At 39.8% G+C, this 23,359-nt stretch carries 18 protein-coding genes and 2 tRNA genes; 2 read left to right on the top strand and 18 right to left on the bottom strand.

Translation table 11 applies throughout. The features are described 5' to 3' along the window. Window positions 1–300: 300 nt before the first annotated feature. From ACYQ1N_RS06380 to ACYQ1N_RS06445, 14 genes are all read right to left on the bottom strand, one after another. On the bottom strand, window positions 301–2,895 hold the full coding sequence (locus ACYQ1N_RS06380) for a YhgE/Pip family protein (protein ID WP_459834071.1): 2,595 nt from the start codon (window positions 2,893–2,895) through the stop codon (window positions 301–303). Window positions 2,896–3,419: 524 nt separating this feature from the next. Further along, the gene (locus ACYQ1N_RS06385) at window positions 3,420–4,016 is read right to left on the bottom strand and encodes a TetR/AcrR family transcriptional regulator C-terminal domain-containing protein (RefSeq protein ID WP_459834073.1); all 597 of its coding nucleotides are present in this window, start codon (window positions 4,014–4,016) and stop codon (window positions 3,420–3,422) included. 261 nt (window positions 4,017–4,277) lie between these two features. After that, window positions 4,278–4,365, bottom strand: a tRNA-Ser gene (locus ACYQ1N_RS06390). Window positions 4,366–4,414: 49 nt separating this feature from the next. After that, window positions 4,415–4,500: transfer RNA gene (locus tag ACYQ1N_RS06395), tRNA-Ser, on the bottom strand. 110 nt (window positions 4,501–4,610) lie between these two features. Then, the gene (gene ispD / locus ACYQ1N_RS06400) at window positions 4,611–5,351 is read right to left on the bottom strand and encodes a 2-C-methyl-D-erythritol 4-phosphate cytidylyltransferase (RefSeq protein WP_459834075.1); all 741 of its coding nucleotides are present in this window, start codon (window positions 5,349–5,351) and stop codon (window positions 4,611–4,613) included. Window positions 5,352–5,479: 128 nt separating this feature from the next. Next, complete coding sequence (gene tsaD / locus ACYQ1N_RS06405) at window positions 5,480–6,508, bottom strand: tRNA (adenosine(37)-N6)-threonylcarbamoyltransferase complex transferase subunit TsaD (protein ID WP_459834077.1); 1,029 nt, start codon at window positions 6,506–6,508, stop codon at window positions 5,480–5,482. Next, window positions 6,498–7,406: a ribonuclease Z gene (locus ACYQ1N_RS06410; RefSeq protein WP_459834079.1), complete on the bottom strand. Its 909-nt coding sequence runs from the start codon at window positions 7,404–7,406 to the stop codon at window positions 6,498–6,500. The genes tsaD and ACYQ1N_RS06410 overlap by 11 nt, the downstream gene beginning before the upstream one ends. Window positions 7,407–7,418: 12 nt before the next feature. Then, window positions 7,419–8,573, bottom strand: coding sequence for a tRNA (adenosine(37)-N6)-threonylcarbamoyltransferase complex dimerization subunit type 1 TsaB (tsaB, locus tag ACYQ1N_RS06415; protein WP_459834081.1), 1,155 nt, complete (start codon window positions 8,571–8,573; stop codon window positions 7,419–7,421). Next, window positions 8,554–8,991 carry a tRNA (adenosine(37)-N6)-threonylcarbamoyltransferase complex ATPase subunit type 1 TsaE gene (gene tsaE / locus ACYQ1N_RS06420; protein WP_459834083.1) on the bottom strand — a complete coding sequence of 146 codons (438 nt, stop codon included), beginning with the start codon at window positions 8,989–8,991 and terminating at the stop codon, window positions 8,554–8,556. The genes tsaB and tsaE overlap by 20 nt, the downstream gene beginning before the upstream one ends. Window positions 8,992–9,172: 181 nt before the next feature. Continuing rightward, window positions 9,173–10,483 carry an aspartate kinase gene (locus tag ACYQ1N_RS06425; RefSeq protein ID WP_459834085.1) on the bottom strand — a complete coding sequence of 437 codons (1,311 nt, stop codon included), beginning with the start codon at window positions 10,481–10,483 and terminating at the stop codon, window positions 9,173–9,175. Window positions 10,484–10,537: 54 nt separating this feature from the next. Further along, a complete protein-coding gene (locus ACYQ1N_RS06430; protein WP_459834087.1) occupies window positions 10,538–11,242 on the bottom strand; it encodes a tRNA (adenine(22)-N(1))-methyltransferase in 705 nt (234 codons plus the stop codon). Beyond that, a complete protein-coding gene (gene rpoD / locus ACYQ1N_RS06435; protein ID WP_459834089.1) occupies window positions 11,235–12,536 on the bottom strand; it encodes an RNA polymerase sigma factor RpoD in 1,302 nt (433 codons plus the stop codon). Before rpoD ends, ACYQ1N_RS06430 begins: the two co-directional genes overlap by 8 nt. Window positions 12,537–12,587: 51 nt before the next feature. Continuing rightward, entirely contained in the window at window positions 12,588–14,387 is a 1,800-nt protein-coding gene (dnaG, locus tag ACYQ1N_RS06440; RefSeq protein WP_459834091.1) for a DNA primase, read from the bottom strand. A 161-nt stretch (window positions 14,388–14,548) separates the two neighbouring features. Then, a complete protein-coding gene (locus tag ACYQ1N_RS06445) occupies window positions 14,549–15,556 on the bottom strand; it encodes a deoxyguanosinetriphosphate triphosphohydrolase (RefSeq protein WP_459834093.1) in 1,008 nt (335 codons plus the stop codon). Window positions 15,557–15,712: 156 nt separating this feature from the next. Between ACYQ1N_RS06445 and ACYQ1N_RS06450 the strand changes: the two genes are divergently transcribed. After that, complete coding sequence (locus tag ACYQ1N_RS06450) at window positions 15,713–17,020, top strand: HlyC/CorC family transporter (protein ID WP_459834095.1); 1,308 nt, start codon at window positions 15,713–15,715, stop codon at window positions 17,018–17,020. A 15-nt stretch (window positions 17,021–17,035) separates the two neighbouring features. Further along, window positions 17,036–17,719: a hypothetical protein gene (locus ACYQ1N_RS06455; RefSeq protein ID WP_459834097.1), complete on the top strand. Its 684-nt coding sequence runs from the start codon at window positions 17,036–17,038 to the stop codon at window positions 17,717–17,719. A 132-nt stretch (window positions 17,720–17,851) separates the two neighbouring features. Here the strand turns inward: ACYQ1N_RS06455 and ACYQ1N_RS06460 are convergent, their stop codons facing one another. The 4 genes from ACYQ1N_RS06460 to ACYQ1N_RS06475 all read right to left on the bottom strand — a co-directional run bounded on the left by ACYQ1N_RS06460 (window position 17,852) and on the right by ACYQ1N_RS06475 (window position 23,305). Next, window positions 17,852–19,435, bottom strand: coding sequence for a UDP-N-acetylmuramoyl-tripeptide--D-alanyl-D-alanine ligase (locus ACYQ1N_RS06460; protein ID WP_459834099.1), 1,584 nt, complete (start codon window positions 19,433–19,435; stop codon window positions 17,852–17,854). Window positions 19,436–19,500: 65 nt separating this feature from the next. Further along, entirely contained in the window at window positions 19,501–20,553 is a 1,053-nt protein-coding gene (locus ACYQ1N_RS06465) for a D-alanine--D-alanine ligase family protein (protein WP_459834101.1), read from the bottom strand. Window positions 20,554–20,755: 202 nt separating this feature from the next. Continuing rightward, a complete protein-coding gene (locus tag ACYQ1N_RS06470; RefSeq protein ID WP_459834103.1) occupies window positions 20,756–21,388 on the bottom strand; it encodes an NAD(P)-dependent oxidoreductase in 633 nt (210 codons plus the stop codon). 279 nt (window positions 21,389–21,667) lie between these two features. Then, a complete protein-coding gene (locus ACYQ1N_RS06475) occupies window positions 21,668–23,305 on the bottom strand; it encodes a DUF438 domain-containing protein (RefSeq protein WP_459834105.1) in 1,638 nt (545 codons plus the stop codon). Window positions 23,306–23,359: the final 54 nt, after the last annotated feature.

Genomic DNA, 23,359 nt, shown 5'->3' on the forward strand with positions numbered 1-23,359 from the left:
ATGCTGCGGATACGGCTGTTGCACCGTTTCCGTCGTGTTTGTTTGTTGCCGCTTGCCGCGGCGACTTGTATATAATATCAACACCCCAATATAATGTCAACACTTTTTTTGAAAAATATTTGAATTTATTTTTTTATTTTTCAAGAAACCGCATAAATGCCATGTTTCAGAGGATTTTTATTTTATGGATTTAATAAAAAGGCTGTATATTTAAGATTATCAAATCCTAAATACACAGCCTTTGCTCATCATTTGTTATCTGAAATTTAAAGACATCGTTTTACTTTGTCGTAACTGTAATCAATGTTTGTCAGGAATACTGCTGAAATGTCCTTCCTCACCATAGTGGAAAGCATCTTTTATTCCGATTTTTTCACCGTCATTCCTGTTCTTTATTCTTCTTATAATATTTCCCAACATAAGAAGTCCGAGAGCGATTGCCGCAAAAATAAACTGCATTCCGAAATTATACCATGCATAAGCTTCGTTATGACCGCTTATCGCTTCTTTCATCAGCTGAATATTATATGTCATAGGAAGGAACGGATTTATGGCTCTGAAGAATCCCGGATTCAATTCAATAGGGAATGTTCCTCCCGTTGCCGTAAGCTGCAGTACCATAAGTACCATTGAAAGGAATTTACCCACATCTCCGAGGTTAACCATCAGACATTCCACTATAAGCATATATGTTATGGAAATCGCACACAGTCCGAGATAATATGCCAAAGGAAGATCTACCTCGAGACCGAGTCCGAACTGACCTACAAGGCCGCATATAAGAGCCTGTGCAACGGCTATACCAAGGAAGAAGAAGAAACGTATTAATGGTTTCCTTGACATAGGTCCCAATGTTTTAACCGTTCTCTTATAATCATAGTAGATTGTTAACATACATGTTAATGCACCTACCCACAGAGATACATTTAAGAAATACGGAGCAAACGACTCACCGTAATTAGGTATCTCATCAAACGGTTCAGCCTTGGTTTCAACTCCGCCGCCTACCGCGGAAGCAAGTCCGTCGGTTGTCTTAAGTTTATCTCTGGCGTCGCTTATTGAAGTGTTGAATCCGTTATTTAAGGTTGTAAGTCCGCCCAGAACCTGACTGTTTCCGTCTTTAGCCGTTACAAGTCCGTCTCCGAGCTGACGCGAACCGTCCTCAAGTTTTGCGGATCCGTCTGAAAGCTGACCTATACCTGATGTAAGCGTATTGATTCCGGCTCCCAATTCATTGAGTCTTACCGCACCGTTTGCAAGAGTATCGGCTCCTGCGGCAAGTTTGTTAACGCCTGCACCTAATTCATTAAGTTTTTCGGCACCGTTTGAAAGGGTTTCAGTACCCTGTGACAATGTTGTAAGACCGCCGTTAAGAGTATTCAATCCCTGACTCACCTGAGTTGCGCCCGCAAGAAGAGCAGTTTTTTTGCTTCCGTCGGGAGCGGTATATGTTCCCGTATCGCCTTCTCCGTCTATAGGAGTCTTTAACATCTGAATTCCCGCACCGATGCTTTTTGCCATGGTGTCCAGGCTGTTGCCCAATTCAGGAATAAGCGCATTTTTAAGTCCTGCAGCCAATAAATCTTTACTTCCCTTTACGGATGTGCCTCCGGCCTGAACCTGTGTTCCCGAAGCCTGAAGCTGTCCGGCGCCCGCTTTTATTTTTTCAGTTGCATTCATGCCTGAAGCATCCTTTGCATTTAACTGATTTGCAATTGCGGTTGCCGTTGCCGTATCGCCTGCATTTAAAGCTGCAATCATTTTATTGGTTGCGTCAGTGTATGAATTAACGCCTGCTGCATATGTGTTTACTCCGTTTACATATGTGTTAACGCCGTCTACATAACCGTTAATTCCCGGTGTTGTTCCGTTACCTTCATATACCTGATTCACCGCGCCGTCAACTCCCGCACCTATCTTTGCGGCAGAACTATCCTTTGACGATTTTATACCTGACTGTATGGTGTCATTAAGAGTAGTCAAACCTGATGAAACAGATTTTATACCGTCTGCAACCGACTGACTTCCCACAGCAAGCTGTCCGGATCCGGCCTGAGCCGATTTGGCGCCGTCATTTAACTGTTTTGCACCATTAACAAGAACAGGAAGTGAAGCAACTCCGTCCTTTAACTGTCCCGCACCGTCTGCCAATGCTTTTGTACCCGAAACCAGGGTAGGCAATGAAGCCGCACCGTTGCTGAGAGCAGTTGCTCCGTTAAGAGCCGTAGACAAACCTGTCGATAATGCAGTCAAACCGTCTGTTATTGTTGTATTGCCGTCAATAAGTGCGGTATAACCGTTATCCAACTGTTCGCTTCCGTCTTTTAATTTTGCGACACCGTCATTTGCCTCTTCCAATGAATCAGGAACGGCCTCCAGTTGTGTCACCAACTTATCCGTAACTTTCTCTGCGATTTTTAAATCAACAGAATCCTTAAGCTTTGTTACGGCTGTTGTTAAAATAGATGACGCCACATAATTCCTCTTTTGGTTGGCAGAATATGTAATCGTCGCCTGTGTTTTTACCTCATTACTTAAAGATGTCAAATCTTCGGTGAAGTTACCCGGTATATCAATCACGGCATAATATTTATTACCCGTTTCCAAGCCTTCTCTTGCAGTCTTTAAATCAACAAATTCCCACTTCAGGTTTTTGTTTTCTTTAAGATTGTCCACTAATTGATTACCGAAATTAACTTCTTCACCCTGATACATTGCCCCCTTGTCCTCGTTAACTACCGCGACAGGCAAATTTTCAGTTTTTCCGTAAACATCCCATACGGATGATACATATGTGCCGAAGTAGATAACAGGGATGAGCAATATGCCGATACAGAGAATAACCAAAGTCAAGTACTTGCTTCGTCTTCTCTTATTCTCATCTCCCTGCGACATTTACATAAAACCTCCCTTCTTTGCGCGCAGATAAAGTATCTTAATATTTTAGCTGCTTATCTTAAGTAAATAAAATACTAAGATATATTAGCTGCTGTAATAGTATGATAGAAATTTAACATTTAAAATATGTTTCTTAAATAGACTTTTTTATACAAATGTCAAAATTGTTACACTTGTATAGTTTTGTAATAGGTTTTATTTTATAAGTTCTTATATTCGACAGACAATTTGATAAATAAGTGACATAAGTTGTTTTGCAGACATTCTGTTTCACAAATTCGGGATGCCGGATGCTTTTTATAACTTATCCGTTATTACATCTTCTCAGGGATAAATAAAAGGAACACTATGCAAATAATTCAACCGCACAATGTTCCCCGTAAATTAAATATTATCAGCTTCGATATTAAATCATCGGTAAGTAAAATATATTTTAACTTATAAATAAAAACCGTTATAACCTGTCTTCTGATGTGATTGTATAATTTGATATTGCTAACATTATGGATCTACAAATAATATTAAACCGTAATTTCGCTTTTTCCTTTGAATCTTTCAACAATGTGTTCCAATGATCCTTCAACGGTCATATAAATCAATTCAACCAGGTTATTTTTGTCAGTGACACTCTTAATACCGTCAAATAATATCCAATCAACTATGCAGCCGTGGAATGATGCCGTGTAATATTCATATAAAAATTCCAGATATTCATTATAAATATTTGTAAATCTTATATATTTTGCGATATAGGCTTTAACATATGGCTTAAGATTGTCATGTATAAATTGATTAATATAATAAGATCCAACCGTAAGTATAAGTCTTTTGTATAAATTTTTATTGTCCTCCAGGTAATCCAGAAGTGTAATCATGGTACTCTTCCAATCCGTCACTTCAGTTCCTCCCGAAGGCATCAGTTCCTGAAAGTCTCTTTCTATCATATACGAGCAAAGTTCATATATATCATGAAAATGATAATAAAATGTTTGGCGATTCACACCGCTGTCTCTTGTTATTTCGTTGATTGTGATTTTATTAATCTCTTTTACGTTTAAAAGATTTTTCAACGAATCAGCAAGAAGATTGATAGTTCTTTTTGTTGCGCTGTTTTGCATTTTTCTCCCCATTCCCTAATTAAGAAAATACCCGACAGACTTCAGTATTACCAAAACCCAAAAAGTAATACTGTTTAGTTATATACAAACACGTAGTCCCAAATGTTGTATATATAATCTGCAATGTCTAAAATATAACATATATTTTCTAAAAATTTAATATTTTTTGTAACAAATATATGTTAATTAAGTATATATTTTTAAATTTTAGTAACAAAAAAACAGGTTGACATATAAAATATGACAACCTGTTTAAAAAAGCGGAGAAGGCGGGATTTGAACCCGCGCGCCGCGTTAACGACCTGCACCCTTTCCAGGGGTGTCCCTTCAGCCTCTTGGGTACTTCTCCATGTATACACGGAAATCAAAAACGGGGCGTAAGCACGCCCCGTTTTCAGCGGAGAGGATGGGATTCGAACCCATGCGCCCGTTAAGACAAACGGTTTTCAAGACCGCCGCGTTATGACCACTTCGCTACCTCTCCAAAGCTCACCACCTCGTAGCGACTTTGTTATAATATCAATATATTTGTGTTATGTCAACAACTATTTTAAATATTTTATTACCGTGTAAAATCATGTTTTCCGATAAAATCTATCTGCCTCCGTCAGCCCTTTCGATAATCATTTCAGCTATGCTTAAATCTATGGGAGTCGTAATTTTAATATTGTTCTCATCCCCCTCAGTAATAACTACTTTTGTATCAGAATACATCTCAATCAGGCTTCCGTCATCCGTTGGTAAATATTCCGACTGTGTGTCGGACATATACTTATCAAAGGCATCAAGTATAAGTTCCAGTTCAAAACATTGAGGCGTCTGTGCTGCCCTTAAATTACATCTTTGCGGGGTATTAACCGCCTCATTGTCGGCATTAATAACTTTAATCGTATCTTTTACGGCTGTTGCCGGAACTATTGCCCTATGTGCTTTCACATTTTCAATGCACTCCGAAACAAGCCTCTCCGAAATTAACGGTCTGGCTCCGTCATGAATCATTACATACGCCGTACCTCCGTCATTCCGGTCCTGATGCTCACTTTCAATATATACCGCTTTATCCAATCCCGCTTTTACGGAATCAATACGTTCCGCCCCGTTTTCAACTATATATAAATTATTTTTCGTGCCGCATGCCATGTTTTCAATATCTTTGTGGTACATTTTATCAGCCACGACAATACATGAATCAATCAATTCGTTTTTAAGAAATTTTTCAATTGAATATTGTAATACGGGTTTGCCGCACAGATTAAGATATTGCTTCGGAACGGAACTCTTCATCCTTGAACCTGTTCCGCCTGCAACAATGATAGCGTAAATCCTGTCTTTCATTTATACAAAGCTCCTGAAAATATAAGAAATTTTCGAAAATATTGCAAATTTACGTCTCCGAATACCGAAATACGCTTTGCGGTAAAATGCAAAATATATTTACCCGTTCGGATAATCCTTTTATTCTGTTATAAAGGTAAATTAGGTACGGCGTTGAGGTTTAAATCCCCGAATTCATTGTTTATATATTTATAATATGCCGCCGCTCCTATCATAGCCGCATTATCGGTACACATTACGGGAGAAGGTGAATGGAATTCAATTCCTTCCCTAAGACAAGCTGACTGCAAGGCCTCCCTTAACGCGCTGTTTGACGCAACTCCCCCGGCAATGGCAAGCTTTCTTATGTTTTTCTCTTTACACAACGCGATTGCCTTCGGCACCGTGGATCCTATTATCGCCCTCTGAAATGAAGCCGCAACGTCTGCCTTGTTAACCTCAACCCCGTTCATCTTTGCCGTATTAAGCTGATTGAGCACAGCAGATTTAACTCCGCTGTATGAAAAATCAAACGGAGCGTCATCTATGTGCGCAATCGGAAAATCATATGCATACGGATTGCCGCTTTTGCTTAGTTTATCAACTTTAGGTCCTCCGGGATAACCTAATCCTATGGCTCTGGCCACTTTATCAAAGGCTTCTCCCGCCGCGTCGTCTCTTGTCATACCCACTATTTCATACTTCCCGTATTCGGAACAAAGCGCAAGATACGTATGTCCGCCCGAAATAACAAGTATTACGAAAGGCGGTTCAAGATTTTTATTTTCCGGATAATTTGCACATATATGACCTTCTATGTGATTAACCGGAATCAAAGGCTTATTGATGCTCCATGCGAGAGTTTTTGCAAACGAAACTCCCACAAGCAGTGCTCCGACAAGTCCCGGTCCGTTTGTTACAGCTACGGCGTCCACATCCGTCAGATTCATCTCCGCTTCATTAAGAGCCTCCTCAACAACATTAACTATATTTTCCATGTGTTTTCTGGATGCAATTTCAGGTACAACTCCTCCGTATTCAGTATGGATCTTTATTTGAGAATTAATCACATTTGATATGATATTTCTTCCGTTTATAACAACCGAAGCCGCCGTTTCATCACATGATGACTCAATTGCAAGTATTTTTATGTCTCTGTCTTTCATATCAATCCTCATACATTAATGTTACCGCTTTACCGCATGTTCCCACATGGGAATTGGCAAATATCTTTCTCGCAGTATTAATAAAGTCCCCGGGGCGCTGCAATACGGGGCTGAAATGTGTTAACCACATCTCTTTTACTTCCGCTTCCCTGGCCAATGAAGCCGCTTCGGAAAATGTCATATGCTTATATTCTCTGGCCTTGTTCATTCTGTCGTCAGTACCGTACATTCCTTCACAGATAAACAAGTCCGACTGATAAGCATTGTCGACTATTGCCTTAACCGGTCTGGTGTCCGTACAATATGTTACCTTTATTCCCTTTCTCGGACTCCCCATCACAGTCTCCGACTTTATTTCGATACCGTCAACCGTTACATCCTCTCCGTGCTGGAGTCTGTTCCAATACATCTTTGGAATTCCCAGGGAGTTCGCTTTCTCCACATCAAATTTACCCATTCTCGGAATACTTACCGTATATCCGAAACATGTAACTTTATGATTCAGTTTATATATATCTATCTCATATCCTCTCAGGCTTAAATGTGTTTGAGCATCATCCAATTCCATAAATTCCAACTCAAACGGCAGTTCCGGAGCTATGGTTCTGAGAGCCGTAACTATCCTTTTCAAACCCTTGGGTCCTACGAGAGTAACAGGAGCGCTTCTTCCTGAATTCCCCATTGATAAAAGCATTCCCGGAAGACCGCTTATATGATCCGCATGAAAGTGCGTGAAACATATCGTATCTATGTCGTAATTGCTGATTCCAGCTTCTTTCATGGCAATCTGTGTTGCTTCGCCGCAGTCTATAAGAAGTCCGCTTCCGTTATATTTTAAAAACAGAGATGTTAACCATCTTCCCGGGAGAGGCAGCATTCCGCCCGTCCCAAGCAAACAAACGTCAAGCATTGTTATTCCTTTCTAACCAAGCTCATATATACATGCATCTTCTTTAGGTCCGTCATAAAAACCTTTTCTTTCTCCGATGAATTCAAAATTCATGCTTTCGTACAGATTAACAGCCTTTTTATTGCCCTTTCTCACTTCAAGAATAAAACGTTTCACGCCTCTCTTTCTTCCACGTGATATAAGCTCTCTTAACAGCGCTCTTGCAATTCCCTTTCTTCTGTACTCCGGATGTACCGCAACATTTGTAATCTCTGACTCGTCAATAGATATCCATGAGCCGACAAACCCGCATACCGTATCACCGGAGCAGGCAACAAGATATAATGCATTTTCTTTTCCGGCCGCGTCTCTCAAGGCATCTTCAGACCATGCCCCGTTTCCTATTGACATTTTCTCGATTTCGGCAACCCCTGATGCATCGGATTCCCGTAACTCTCTTATTATGTAATTATCCTGTGTTTCTTTGGTTCTTTCAGCCTGCGAAGGCCTTAAATACTCGGCGTTTAACGCAGAGGCGGATGTTACTTCTCCCGCTTCTATCATTTCTCCCGCAATATATGCAACTTTTGCGGCGCTTAAATCATTTTCGGTCGGAAGTGCGTATTTATATGAAAATTGTGCATTTTCCAGATACTTTTCAAGTATTTTTACGCCGTCTCCCACAAATGTCACTTCATCGCCGTATGCATTTAATTTTTCCACCAGCTCTTCGGCGGAAATCAGCATATTCTCTTCAATTTCTTCAATTTTGTATCTTTTTTCCTTTGCATCGGAATCAATGAGTCTGTATTGATACAATCCACAATAAACATGAGATCTTCTCGCATCCGTCACTGCGCATATTATGCCTGGAGTTATACCGACGGCTCCGAGTGCTTTTAACGTAGGCACCGCAACCGCAGGTTTGTTAAATGCGTACGCCATTGCCTTTACCTGAGCAATACCGATTCTTAACCCCGTAAATGACCCCGGACCTACGGAAACAGCAATATAATCTATCTCCGAGACATCCATGCCGACACTTTTTAAAAGTGCGTCAGTCATCGGGAGAAGAGTTTCAGAATGTTTCATCCCCGTATTTATGCTGTATTCTCCGATTATCTTATTATCCCTTAATATTGCCGCGCTTGCGACACTTCCGGCACTCTCAATCGCAAGAACCGTCATTTTCCACCTCTATCAATCTGTAATTTAATCCCTTATCCAAATTTTTCGATATGGTTATCTTTATCATATCATTCGGCAAATATTCCTCTATGACGCTCGGCCACTCTATAAGGCATACGCCGTTTCCGAAAAAATATTCGTCGAATCCGAGATAATCCATTTCATTTGGATCTTCAATTCTATATGCATCAAAATGATACAGCGGTATTCTTCCGCTGTCGTACACCTGTACTATGGTAAATGTCGGGCTGTTTACAACCTCCGTTATTCCGAGTCCTTTGGCAAATCCCTTGGAAAATGCCGTTTTACCCGCCCCCAGGTCTCCTTCGAGCGCAAAAATCATTCCCATCTCAGCCTTTTCGCCTAACTTTTTACCTATTTCAAATGTTTCCCTTTCACTGTAAGATTCATATATCATAAGCAAATCCTCATATTTAAAGAAGCGGCGTCTGTGCATTTATCCCATCGAATGTTCCGTCGACACCGTTTAATAATCTAACAAAAAAGCTGCCGCTGATTTTATCGGAAGTAAATCATATACCGTTTACACTTACCGATGCTGTTACATATGCGACAACTTTTCATTATATTAATATATATCAGTTAAAAAAAGCTTTGTATATGGCTTTTATTGCATCGTCAAAATTCTTATTTCTGACGCCTACAATAATATTCATTTCGCTTGACCCCTGGTCAATCATCTTAATATTGACATTTGCCTCCGCAAGCGCTTTGAATATTTTTGAAGCGACACCCGTGCTGTTTTTCATTCCTCTTCCGACTACGGCAATAAGAGCAAGATCCGCTTCAAGCTCGATTGAATCCGGATGTACCGCCTGATGGAGCTGGGACAATACCAACTGTTCTTTAGGAATGAAGTGTTCCATGTTAACAAATATTGTCATTGTATCGATTCCCGAAGGCATATGTTCAAACGAAAGTCCGTTCTTTTCGAATACTTCCAGGACCTTTCTTCCGAAACCTACCTCTGAGTTCATTTTATCTTTATCGATATTTACCGATGCAAAGCCTTTTTTGCCCGCAATACCGGTAATTGTATGTTCAGGAACATGGCACGTACTCTCCACTATCATAGTTCCCTTATCTTCCGGAGCATTTGTATTTCTTATGTTAACAGGTATCCCCTCTTTTCTTACCGGGAATACAACGGATTCGTGAAGCACTCCCGCTCCCATGTAAGAAAGTTCTCTGAGTTCCTTGTAAGTAATTACCTCTATAACTTCAGGATCTTTTACAATTCTCGGATCTGCAGCAAGAAATCCGGATACATCTGTCCAGTTTTCATATACATCTGCTCTGATTGCACGGGCAAGTATCGAACCCGTAACGTCCGAACCTCCTCTGCTGAATGTCTTTACTTCACCGTTTGGCATTGATCCGTAGAAGCCCGGAAGTACGGCATTCTCCATTTTACTTAATCTCTCAGAAAGTTTTTCATTTGTTTCTTCCGGAAGAAAATTTCCGTTTTCGTCAAAAAGAATAACTTCCGCAGAGTCCAGGAATTCATATCCGAGGCAGGCCGCAAGAACAATACCGTTAAGATATTCCCCTCTGGATGCAATATAATCTATGGACGTTCCTTTTTTAAGGTTGTCCGAAATTGTATCAAATTCAGAGTCAAGAGAAAGGTCCAAGTCAAGGCCCTTGATAATTTCTTCATATCTTGACTTTATCACATCCAATGTATGAGCATAGTCCATGCCTACCTTAGCTTCTCCGTGACATCTGTATAACAGGTCAGTAACCTTAACATCCTCGGGAAATCTTCTTCCCGGCGCGGACGGAACGACGTATTTTCTGTCATCCTCCGACAAAATTATGTTTTTTACTTTTTTGAACTGCTCAGCGCTTGCAAGTGAACTTCCTCCAAACTTAACCGCCTTAATCATAAGTCTTATTTCCCCTTTAATATGAATTCATTTTGTATTTATAAAGATACATTTTTACAAAAAATATAACAATGCTTCTCTGTTAACCGCCAATTTGTCTTTCAACTCTTCTGCTTTTGCCTTTGCGGAATCAGAGTCCGATTCGGAAACATCTTCAATTACACCCCTTAAAACCATGCTTTCATGCAGCAGATATTTCTTCAGTGCGGCATTTCGGGACTCAAGACAATGACTTCCGTAACTTAATACAACCTCATCGGCACTTCTTGTTACTCCGTCGTACTTAGCCGAGATAATGTTATAAAACCATTTATTTTCATACATGGCATTTTCTTCCAGAATAAGAAATCCGTTACGATACAGGAAATATCTGAGTTCTCTGTAATCCGAATGAGGTGATACTATTATTCTCATACCCTCTGAAAACAGATTTCTTTCCAGTGCTTTTTTTAAAATGTTAATAATCAGATAGCCGCCCATACCTGTTATGGTTATTACATCCGCCTCATTTTTCTCTAATTTTTCAAGCCCATCGGACAGTCTGAAATCGATATTAAAAACATTTGCGTCTTTCGCGTTGTTTTTAGCCTTTTGAAGCGGTTTTTCCCTTAGGTCCATGGCGATGATACTTTTTGCTATGCCTGTCTGTGATAAATAAACAGGTAAATATCCGTGGTCCGTCCCCACATCGCAGACTCTGCATGCTCTCGGTATAAAATTGGCTACGGATTTTAATCTTTTTGAAATGCCGTCAATCAAGATAATCCTGCAACTTTCTGCTTCGGCTCGGCTGACGGAGTTTTCTTATGGCCTTAGCTTCAATCTGTCTTATTCTCTCTCTTGTAACCTGAAATTCCTTGCCGACTTCCTCAAGGGTTCTTGCCTTTCCGTCATCAAGTCCGAATCTGAGTCTCAAAACCTTCTGTTCTCTTTCGGTAAGAGTCGCAAGTTCATCGTCAAGCTGCTCTCTGAGCAATGTGGCCGCTGCCGCTTCTGCCGGAACGGGAACATTTTCATCCTGTATAAAGTCGCCGAGATGACTGTCTTCCTCTTCTCCGATAGGTGTTTCAAGCGAAACCGGTTCCTGTGAAATCTTTTGTATTTCACGAACCTTTTCTACAGGTATGTCCATTTCTTCCGCAATCTCTTCCGGAGAAGGCTCTCTTCCGAGTTCCTGTAAGAGTTGTCTCGATACTCTTGTGAGTTTATTGATGGTTTCAACCATATGAACCGGAATTCTTATTGTTCTTGCCTGGTCGGCTATGGCTCTTGTAATGGCCTGTCTTATCCACCATGTGGCGTATGTTGAAAACTTATATCCCTTACGGTAATCGAATTTTTCCACGGCTTTTATAAGTCCGAGATTTCCTTCCTGAATCAAATCCAGGAACTGCATTCCTCTTCCCACATACCTTTTCGCAATGGAAACAACCAGCCTGAGGTTGGCCTCCGCAAGACGGCGCTTTGCCACCTCATCTCCTTCTTCCATTCTTTTCGCATATTCGACTTCCTGTTCAGCTGTAAGAAGCGGAATTTGTCCTATCTCTTTAAGATACATTCTTACCGGATCGTCAACACCGATACCCTCGGGAACCGATAAATCTATTTTGGAAAGGTCAATATCATCTTCACTTTCCATGTCATCACTTAGATCATCGTCGTCGTCAAGCTTATCCGTATCATCTTCCATTCTGATTTCAATCTTTTTACTTTCAAGATAATCATATATCTTATCTATATCATCAAGATTGTCCAGCACTTCAGATACGGCTTCCGTAACATCCTGGTAATCGATTACATTTTTATTCTTGCTTGCTTTCTTCACAATCATATCCAGGATGTCAACAAGCTTTTCTTCATCACTTCTTGTATCTTCCTCTTCTTCTGTAACCGAGGCAGAAGACGCCTTTTCTTCGTCAGCCTTTTTGGAGGCTCTCTTCCTTGTTGTTTTCCTGGTTTTCTTCTCCTCTACTTCAAGTTCTTTCCTGTCATCAGCCTCCATAACCTTTTCCATTATTTCCTCATCTTTAGTTGTTTCAGCCTTTTTAGCCATTTATATTTCCTCCCGGTAAAACTCTGTCACGACATGTGCATATAGTAATTATCAGTCAAAATTAATTGAAAGTTCTTGAAGTTCCATCTTCCTGTTCGTCAATTTCGCTATATCAGCGAGATTTTCCGGCTTATTAATTTCTATTTCATTTTTCTTTTGAAGAATTTTTTTAATAGAATCGCCTAAAGCTTTCTTGGTGTCATCCTCCGAAAGCTGATTTAATTCATCACTGTTGAGAACCATGCTTATATTTATGTTTCTTTCCGCAAATGTATCAAAGATTTTCGGTATGTTGAGAGTATCGGACAATATGTCATCTCTAAGCATTTTCCCTACCTCTGTTGATACATCGTTGACAAGATCGTCTATTCTTATATATTTTTCAACGGATTCCAGAATACCCGGATAGCACGATACGGCCGTAAGAACTATCTTCTCAGCGTTAAGTATTCCCTTGTCCGTACTTATGCCGTTATTCCCGTCTTTTTTCATATGCGGCTCATGCCTTTTAACCGAAACATTGTTATAATTTCCGTCTCGTCTTTTAATTGCAATCATTCCCTCTACAATCTGCGTGAGTTCTTTTTTGTCCATATGAAATTCATTCGCCGCCGTATTGATATAATTATTGCGAATACTCAAAAATTCAGCCTTATCCTCATCCGTGTCCGCGGAAGAAAACGCCGCAATTTTTGATGCGGCTTCTTTTTCGAATTCCGCATTGCTTGCGGGGTCGCTCCTGTTATATTCATTTTCAAGCTGCATTATCTCAAAGATTGTTCCGTCCACGGCGTTGTTTATTCTCTTTGACATCTCATTTTTTCCGAGAACTTTTATGAGTTCATCGGGATCTTTATACGGATCCAGTATGACAACGTATGGCGTAATTCCGTATTTCCTGAGAATCGGAATTGCTCTGAGTTTAGCCTTTGTTCCGGCTTCATCCGAATCATATATGAGATATACTTTTTTTGCGACCCTGCTTATTTTTTTTGCCTGAAATTCCGTAAGAGCCGTTCCGAGCGAGGCAACCGTTTCGGCAAACCCCGCCCGCTGCATGGATATAACATCCATATATCCCTCAACAAGAATTATCCTTTCGTCTCTTGTCCTTTTTGCGATATAAAATCCGTAAAGGTTTTCGCCTTTCTCAAATATGGGAGTCTCCGGCGAATTGAGATACTTGGGTATTCCGTCACCAAGCACTCTTCCTCCGAATCCGATAACTTCCCGATTATCTCCCAGTATCGGAAATATAACTCTGTTAAAAAACTTATCCTTTATACCTGCCTTATATGTAAACAGTCCTGATTTTTTTAGGTCATCATCAGAATAACCCTTATCTTTCAAATATCTGTACAGATTTCCGTCATTTGAGGCATATCCCAGCCCGAAACCCGTAATAATTTTAGAGTCGAGCCCCCTGTTGTGTAAATAATCTCTTGCGGCGGCTCCCTTCTCTCCTCTGAGACAGTCAACAAAAAAATATGCCGCATCTTTATTAATCGAATAAAGCACTTCCTTACTTTTATCTTTCCTGCCTCCGTTTAACGAAACATTATCCGGAATCGCAATCCCGGCTTTATCCGCAAGAAGTTTAAGAGCCTCCATAAAGGTTATGTTTTCATATTCCTGTACAAATTTAAAAACATCCCCGCCTTTATTGCAGCCGAAACAATGATATATCTGACGACTTGCCGATACGGAAAACGACGGAGTCTTTTCTCCGTGAAAAGGGCAAAGTCCCATATAGTTAGATCCCGATTTTTTAAGAGTAATATAACTGCCTATAACATCAACTATGTCATTGGCATCCCTCACCTGTTCCTTTAATTGATTAATGTCAGCCATAGTACCTCTTCACAAAGCACTTTATGAATATGTAAGTCTTTTGAACCGATACATAAACAAAAGTAAAATATCCCGCATTCCCAAACGAAGGGTTTATATTAATAAGGTAAAAATAGTGTGTGATATTATAGCATAATTATAGTTTTTAAGCAATTAACAGCTTATATATCCCATGACATGGGAATATATATTTTTTTAAAAGTGTTTATTGAATATGTGTCGCTCATACCTGAAATATAATCACATATGGCCCGCTCTATGGGCTCATTGTTGCGATTAACTATATCAACATACATCCCGGGCAGCTTATCCGTATTGTCCCTATAGTACAGATATAAAGTTCTGAGCATTCTGTCCGCCTTTTTTTCTTCGCTCTTCGCCGTTTTATTGGTATAGACATTTTTAAACATAAAACTTCTTAATCCCGTCATCGCAATGTTAACATCAGGATCCATTTTTACATACGGTTTACCCGTCGATGTATCCACTATGGCCTTTACAAGCGTGTTAAGCCTTTCTTTCGTGGAGTTGCCCAATATTGAGACATACTCCTTCGGAATATCCGTTTCCTTTAATATCCCCGCTCTTATGGCATCGTCTATATCATGATTAATATATGCTATCTTGTCGGAATATCTTACTATACATCCCTCCAACGTACTTGGACTTCCGCTTGTACGATGATTTAAAATCCCATCTCTTACTTCCTTTGTAAGATTCAGGCCCATTCCGTCCTTTTCTATTTTTTCAACTACCCTTACGCTCTGTTCGCAATGTTCAAATCGTATTCCCGATACATCGCTTAAAGTGTCTTCTCCGATATGTCCGAAAGGTGTATGTCCCAAGTCATGTCCGAGAGCTATGGCTTCCGTCAAGTCTTCATTAAGCCTCAATGCTCTTGCTATGGTCCTGGAAATCTGAGCAACTTCCAATGTATGAGTAAGTCTGGTCCTGTAATGATCTCCTTCCGGAGAAAGAAAAACCTGCGTCTTATGCTTTAATCTCCTGAATGATTTACAGTGTATAATTCTGTCCCGGTCTCTTTGGTAAACGGTTCTTAATTCGCATTGAGGCTCATCTCTGTCTCTGCCCATTGTAGAATCTGAAAATGCCGCGTATTGACTTAAAATTTTTCTTTCGATTTGTTCTGTTTCTTCTCTTACGGTCATACATATCACCTCCAAACTTAAAACGGCGTCTTTAGTATTATTCTGTATACTAAACTGTTTTCCTTCTATTTTGTTCTGTTATTTATATATTTTAAAATCGCAAATTATGGTATAATATTCGCCAAAACATTTTATTGAGATAAAAAGGAGTATAAATTGGACACGTCCCAAATAGCAGAACTTATAGTTATCATTGTTTTGGTAATATTTTCTTCGTTTTTTTCGGCTTCCGAAACGGCTTTTTCAATGAGCAGCATAATAAAGCTGAAATCGATGGGAGATGAAGGCAACAGAGGTGCTTTAACGGCAATAAAAATATTGGATAATCCAAATAAGATGCTAAGTACAATTCTTGTGGGTAACAATATCGTAAATATTGCATCCTCATCAATCGCAACGACTCTGTTTATGGCTATATTGGGAAGCAGCGGAGCCGGTGTAGCCACAGTAATACTTACTGTCGTTCTTCTTATATTCGGTGAAATAACGCCGAAAACGCTTGCAGCGGCAAATCCCGAAAAGTTTGCATGTGCAGTTGCTCCCGTGATAAGGATATTTACAATCGTACTCACTCCCGTGGTTTTCATAATAAATGTTATGGCAGGCTTTTTCGTAAAATTGTTCAGCAGGGGGAAAAATAACAACAAGAGCACCATGACCGAGTCCGAACTCAGAGCTCTTTTGGATGTAAGCAGTGAAGAAGGCGTTATTGAAACAAATGAAAAAAATATCATTAACAACCTTATCGACTTCGGCGATTCCATCGCAAAGGACATCATGACTCCGAGAGCAAATATTGTTTCGGTAGATATTAATTCAACATTTGACGAAGTTGTCGAAACTTACAGAACGTATAAACACTCCCGTGTTCCCGTATATAAAGACAATCCTAACAACATTGTCGGTATACTGCACAGCAAAGACATACTGATGGTCAACCCGGAAAGAGATGAAGCATTTAATAATAATTTTTCCGTATCCGATATAATGAGGGATGCTTATTATACATATGAAATGCAAAATAATTCAACGTTATTTAAGGATATGCAAAAAGAAAGAACTTCCATAGCCATAGTAATCGACGAATACGGCGAAGTTTCAGGAATCATTACGACACAGGATCTTCTTGAGGAAATAATAGGAAAAATTCACGACGAATATGATGAAAAATCAAAGGATTCCTGTATTCAGGTATCTCCTAATATATATAAAGCGGAAGGAAGTCTTAAGCTTGACGACTTAAATGATTTTATCGGTTCCGACCTCTCATCCGAGGAAAACGACTCCGTTGCGGGACTTGTTATTGAGAAACTTGACAGGTTCCCGGTTGCCGGAGATTCCGTAACCGTAAACGACGTATATATAACGGTTATAAAAACCGACAGAAACCGTGTTGAAACGGTACTTGTTAAAAAAATTAAAAATAACGATTCAACCGACAACAATAAAGAATCAGAAAAATAGGAGGATACCCGTATTATGGACATATTTCGTCTGAAATACTTATCATTGGCAATCGGCATGGGAGCAATATCCGCATTTGCGGTCGGAAATTTAAATACGCACTCCGTATCAGCCGACGATATTCTCTCAATAGAACTGACTTCCAGCCCGACAAGCGGAACGAATAATAATCCAAAGGCTCTGTCAGTGTCTACAGACATTGTATATTCAATCAACATAACAAATAACAGTTCATCTGATATCGAACAAATAGTAATTAACGACGATATTCCGGATGGGCTTCATATTGCCGATAATTCCATATCATATTATACCGGCGGTAATTCAGAGAACAGTAAGCTGATATCCGACGGCGGTGATGTTACATACAGCGCTGACGGCAACTCGACGGTATTTACAATTAATAAACTTGAATCAAACAGTTCGATTACAATTTCCGTTCCCACCGTTGTTAATTCGGACACCTCCGGAGAAAAGATATTTGACAACCGCGCGTTAATAAGTTCATATAACGGAACAAGCGTTAACATACAAAGTGCAGATACATTTCACAGTTACACGGGCAGTGCGGATTCAACACTGCCTGAACTGAGAGGAGGCGGGAACATTCCGTTTATTGTAATCGGAATTTCAATAATGGCCGCTGCAGCAATACTTATGATTGTTACTTTTAAAAGACGAAACGGAAAAAGAAAATAACTTTTTTAAAAGCAGGGGAATTCATCCTTTACAAATATATGTAAAGTTTGAACCGCCCCTGCTTTTTATTTTTATGTCATGGTTATAAATTAAAGTATGAATATGCATATACGGCCGTTATGCATTGTGCCGTCACCTTAGCGCATCTACTATTTCAGAAAATTTCATACTGTTCGATGCCTTTATCAGGACCGTATCATTTTCTTTTATTATTGATTTGATATATTCTGTTGCGGATCCGTTGTCGTCAAATGATACAACCTCCGTATCTCCGTCTGAGTTCTCGGCTCCAAAGGCCGTCTCTTTTGACATATTACCTACCGTAATTAATATATCTATATTTTTTCCGGATACATAATCGCCTATCTCTCTGTGTAACATCAAATCATCCGAACCGAGTTCAAACATATCTCCCAGAATACATATTTTTCTGCCGTCGGCATATGTCAGTACATCAATTCCGGCCTTCACCGACGCGGGACTGGCATTATAACAGTCGTCTATTATGGTATAACCGTGTTCTGTCCGTATAATGTTCATTCTGCCCTTTGTTGTTTGTCTGCGGGCAATTCCCTTTTGTATATCCTCTGTATTAAGCCCGAAATGAGCTCCTACAATCGCCGCCTCCAAAGCCGGATATACCATATGTCTTCCGGGTACGTTTATCTTAACATCAACATCAGTCAGTTTGTTATGAATATTTAAATTTCTTATTTTACATTCACTTCCGTAAAGGCCCTTGGATCTGTAGGAATCCGCATATACAAGAGGACTGTCGTTAACCGTTCCGTCACCGTTTTTGCTCATACTGAAGAATCTAACGGCAATATCATCTCTCTTATAACATCTCAAAAGGTCGTCGTCAAAATTAAGGACCGCTGTTCCGCCTTCCGGAAGCGCATCTGCCAACTTAATCTTTTCGGCATATATGGCTTCTCTTGTTCCGAAGTTTTCCATATGAGAAATTCCTATGTTGGTTACGACCGCAATATCAGGTTTTACAATTTCGGTCAGTTTATCCATTTCGCCGGGCTCGCTTACGCCCATTTCAATGACGGCAATTTCGGTGTTTTTGTCGAACGTGAAACACGTAAGAGGAAGTCCTATGAGATTATTGTTATTCCCCGGCGTCTTTCCTGCGGCAAATCTCTCTCCAAGCACGCTTGCAATTGTCTCTTTAGAACTTGTTTTGCCTACGCTGCCCGTGATTCCAACTACAGGTATGTTGAGAATGTTCATATATGCATGAGCAATTCTTCCGAGCGAATATACGGAAGATGCCGTTTCAATGTAGATATATGCGCATTCATCAGAATTATCAAAAACAAATTCAATATCCGTTTCTTCATCTTCCGCCAATTTTTCGTATGCGATATGTTCCGAATCCGCCTCTTTAAAAAGTTCCTTTGCCGGTCTCTCTCCCACGGTCGCAACCGCACCATCGTCAAATACAGCGACGATAAAGTCGTTTCCGTCGTTTCTTTCTCCTTTAATCGCAACAAAGACACTGTCCTTTTCGACCTGTCTTGAATCCGTAACCACATTTGAAATTTCAATATCGAAAATACTTCCCGTAAGAGCTTTATACACATTTTCAAATTCTTTATCTTCGGAACTGATATTTGAATATTCATATATTATTTCTTTATTGTTATTAAGGAGATAAACGGTCCCCTTGACTTCTTTTATTATGTCTTTTACAAACATATTATTCATTTCTGTTACCTCATGTATCAGTATTATATAAGAATCTCAATGTTTTCGGACTTCATGCGAATTATTTAAAACTTATCTTTATCAATGTTATCCAGGGATATTTCGATTAGCTTTTCGCATAATTCATCATAACTCATACCGATTGCCGCTGCCTCTTTTGGAAGCAGACTTGTAGGCGTCATTCCCGGAAGCGTATTTATCTCAAGCGCATATATACTGCCGTCTTCTTTTATCAATTCATCTACTCTGGAAACCGTACGGATTCCTGCAGACTTGCAGGCAAGTTCCGCAATATGCTGCATTTTTTCGGTTGTTTCTTCATCTAATTCCGCAGGGCATATTTCTATTGCTCCGTTCGGATCATATTTGTGTTCAAAATCATATACTCCGCCGTTAGGGATTATTTCCACTATAGGGAGAGCCTTTCCTCCCATTACTCCGACGGAAAACTCTCTGCCCTTTATATATTCTTCTATGACAAGCTTATCTTCCAATTCAAAGGCCTTATCAAGCGCATTATTTAATTCTTCGTGTGTATATACGATGCTTACGCCTACACTTGAACCTCCGCAGGCAGGCTTTACTACAAGCGGAAGCGGAATATCAACGGTTTTGCCGCGTTCTTCTTTCGTAAGTTCCGTTCCTTTCGGCATCGGAACTCCCGCCGGCATAATTACTTTTTTTGTAAGTGATTTATCCATTGATATTGCCGAACTTAAAAACCCGGGACCCGTATACTTTATTCCGAGGAGATCAAATGCGGCCTGTATTTTTCCGTTTTCTCCGTTTTCTCCGTGAAGTCCCATAAATACAATATCTGCTTCTTTGCAATAATCCAATACATTCGGTCCGAAGAACATTCCGTTGTCCGATTTTCTTTCAGCTACGGCATCTTTTACTTTCGCAGAGAGCTTATGCAGTCTTTCCGCCTCTTTATCCAAGTCGTTATCCGCATTAAAAAATGTATCGGCATCTTCAAATCCGTCGCTTCCGAAGAAAACATCAATCATATTGGCATTATGTCCTCTTTTCCTTAATGCTCCGCATACATTGGTCGATGTTACTATAGAAACATCTCTTTCCGTGCTTGTACCGCCTGTAAGAACCGCTATTTTCATAACTAACCTTCCTTTATGTGTTAAAAACATTCTTTTATACTTCATTGTGATAAAACATATTTTAATATAATAACACAATACATATATTTAAAAAATATTATATGTTATTTACACTTAGTTTTCGACACATATCTGCATCATCATAAAAACAAAAAACACTGCCGTTTAAACATAATAGTTTAATACGACAGTGTGTAATAAATTACTTGCCAAGCACTGATATTCTTTCCTGAATATGATTTCCCGATACAGCTTCGTCAACAAATGCAATCGCATAATCGGCATAGCTTATAACGCTCTCTCCCTTTGAATTCAAAGTTAATTCTTCTCCCGCCAAAATGTATTCTCCGGTTCTTTCTCCGTCAGCCACAAATTCGGCAGCAGGGCTTATATAAGTCCACTTAACATCCTTATTTTCTCTGAGTTCCGAAAGCGCCTTTGCCATGGCTCCCGCAACAGGCTTATAATCTTCAGGAAAATCAGGTGTATCAAATAGGGTTGTCTTATGCTCCCCATCCGTGTATAAGCTTGCCGCTCCTCCGACGATTATAAGTCTTGTATCGGTTCCGCCTAATAAATTTAAAAGATGTGCCAGTGTTGTACTGTGCAGAGGAAGTGTTTCCGGTGTCCATGCTCCGAAAGCGTCTGCAACAACGTCAAAACCGGCAAGGTCTTCCTTTGTCAAATCAAATATATCTTTCTTAATGTAATTTTTTGCGTCCGTATTATTGCTGTCTTTTCTTCCGAATGCCGTCACGTCTATTCCTCTGTTAACAGCCTCTGTTATTATTCTTCCCGCAACTCTTCCGTTAGCTGCCACTACTGCCATTTTCATATCATTGTCCTCCTGCAAAATTATTTATTCTGTTTGTAATAATCGTCGTTACAATCTATAAGGATAATAACATTGTTTTGTTGTAATGTCAATCATTACATTTAATTTTTTTAAAAAAGAATATGAGCCCCTTGAAATCGCATGTAAAATATGATTTCAAGGGACTCAACATTCTTTTGGTTATATGTTTTTATGTACCGCTTAGGGTCTGCATACAAATATATTGTTTATATACTTCTTTGTATTTCAACGGATTTTCTTAAAAACGGAAAAACACATTTACCACGGTTCTGTTCCGTCGCTGTTTTCCTCCGCAAAATGTTCTTTTGCGAATTCCATGTTTTGTACCACTTCAACGACTCCGAGATATTTTTTATTTTTATCTCTTACTGCCATGTATCTTACAAGATATGTTTTACCGTTTTTTTCAAGCCAAACAGGAACTTCGTCTTTCGCTCCGCTTCTGAGCTCCTCAATTATTGTCCTTACCAACGGTTCGATCTTCGGAGGATGGCATGAAAACACTTCTCTGTCAATGGACATACCCGGTCTCTTAAATGCCTTAGGCTCTGAATTATTGTTGTAATATCTGTTGATGTTGCCGTCATCCACGAATGTAATCTCGAAAGGCAAAGTATCAAGCATGGCTGCCAACTGTTCAACATTCATATGACCGCCCGGCATTACGATTTCACCGCCTGCAAAGCTTGACGGAACAGTCGTTTTTTCGGCTTCATCCCATACTTCGTTCACAACTCCGAAAGCTTCGCTGTAATCCTTGGAATCTCTGTATATTCCCTGCCATTCTTCTTCGGTAAAATTAACAGCGCATATAGGGAATAAAATATTATTCTCCTTAAATATCATTTCATCCGCTCTTTTCACAACGGCTTTCACTCTTTCAAGCCATTCTTTGTCTCTGTTCTCCTCTTTTGACAGAGTTCCCAATTCGTCTCTTATTTCATCATCAACCGTCCACATTACGTCAGACGGTCCGGATATTTCATATTTAACTTTTAAATGCGGATATAATAAATCTCCTTTTTTGGCATAATGAACAGATACATCTCTTATTTTCTTAAGAGTCTCGGATACATCACTTTCCGCTTCGACTTCCGCATTAAATAATTTTATTAACTTTCCGAGTTTTTCATTTTCTTTTGTAAATGTATACAACGGATGTCCCTTTATTTTTGCAAGAGCCGCAGCCTTTTCGTTTTTGTCGGTATAGTCTGCCTTCGGAGCATTACCCCCCTTAACGGAAGAAGCGACTTTACCTGCCGCCTTGGATCTTGCAACGGCTTCATCTTCGGCCTTTCTTGCATTTTCAAGTCTTTCCTCGTCCGTATCTCCGTGGAAAAGAGCCGAATGAACATCACAAAGCTTCTGAACGTCCGCAAGAGGTTCGCCGCCTGCAATAAGTTCCTGCTCAGCTTTCATAATTTCGGTAGGATCAACGCTTTCAAATTCTTTAACAAAATCCGCTCTTACGCTTTCAAGAGATTCGCCCTGATTAAGTCTCTTTAAATATTCTTTAAGCTGACTCCTGCGGTTCTCACCGGCCTCATCCGAATTGCTTTCATGTTTTGATTTATTCGCCTGTTCCTTATTTGTGCCTTCCACAGGTTCTGACGCCGACGTTTCATCTTTGTCTTCTTTTGCCGCCGCAGCCATTTTATCCATAGGCATCTCGCCCGTGAGTTCAAAGCCGTTCTTTATAAGCGCCGCTATAACCGTAGGCATCGGAATATTCTTTGCCGTAGCGCCCTTAGGAATAGTCATCATCCTTGCAACCGAATTAAGCATCACTTTGTTTTTTATTTCCGTAAATCCAAGATCTGCCATAATATCGACAAGTTCAGGATATTGTTTTACAAGTGTATATACGCTTTTGCTTAAATCTAACTTTTTAGCCATTTTTGCACCTCCGCTCTTAAATATAATATAAAAATATATCATCTAAAGATTTAA

This window comes from Howardella ureilytica (assembly GCF_054657495.1).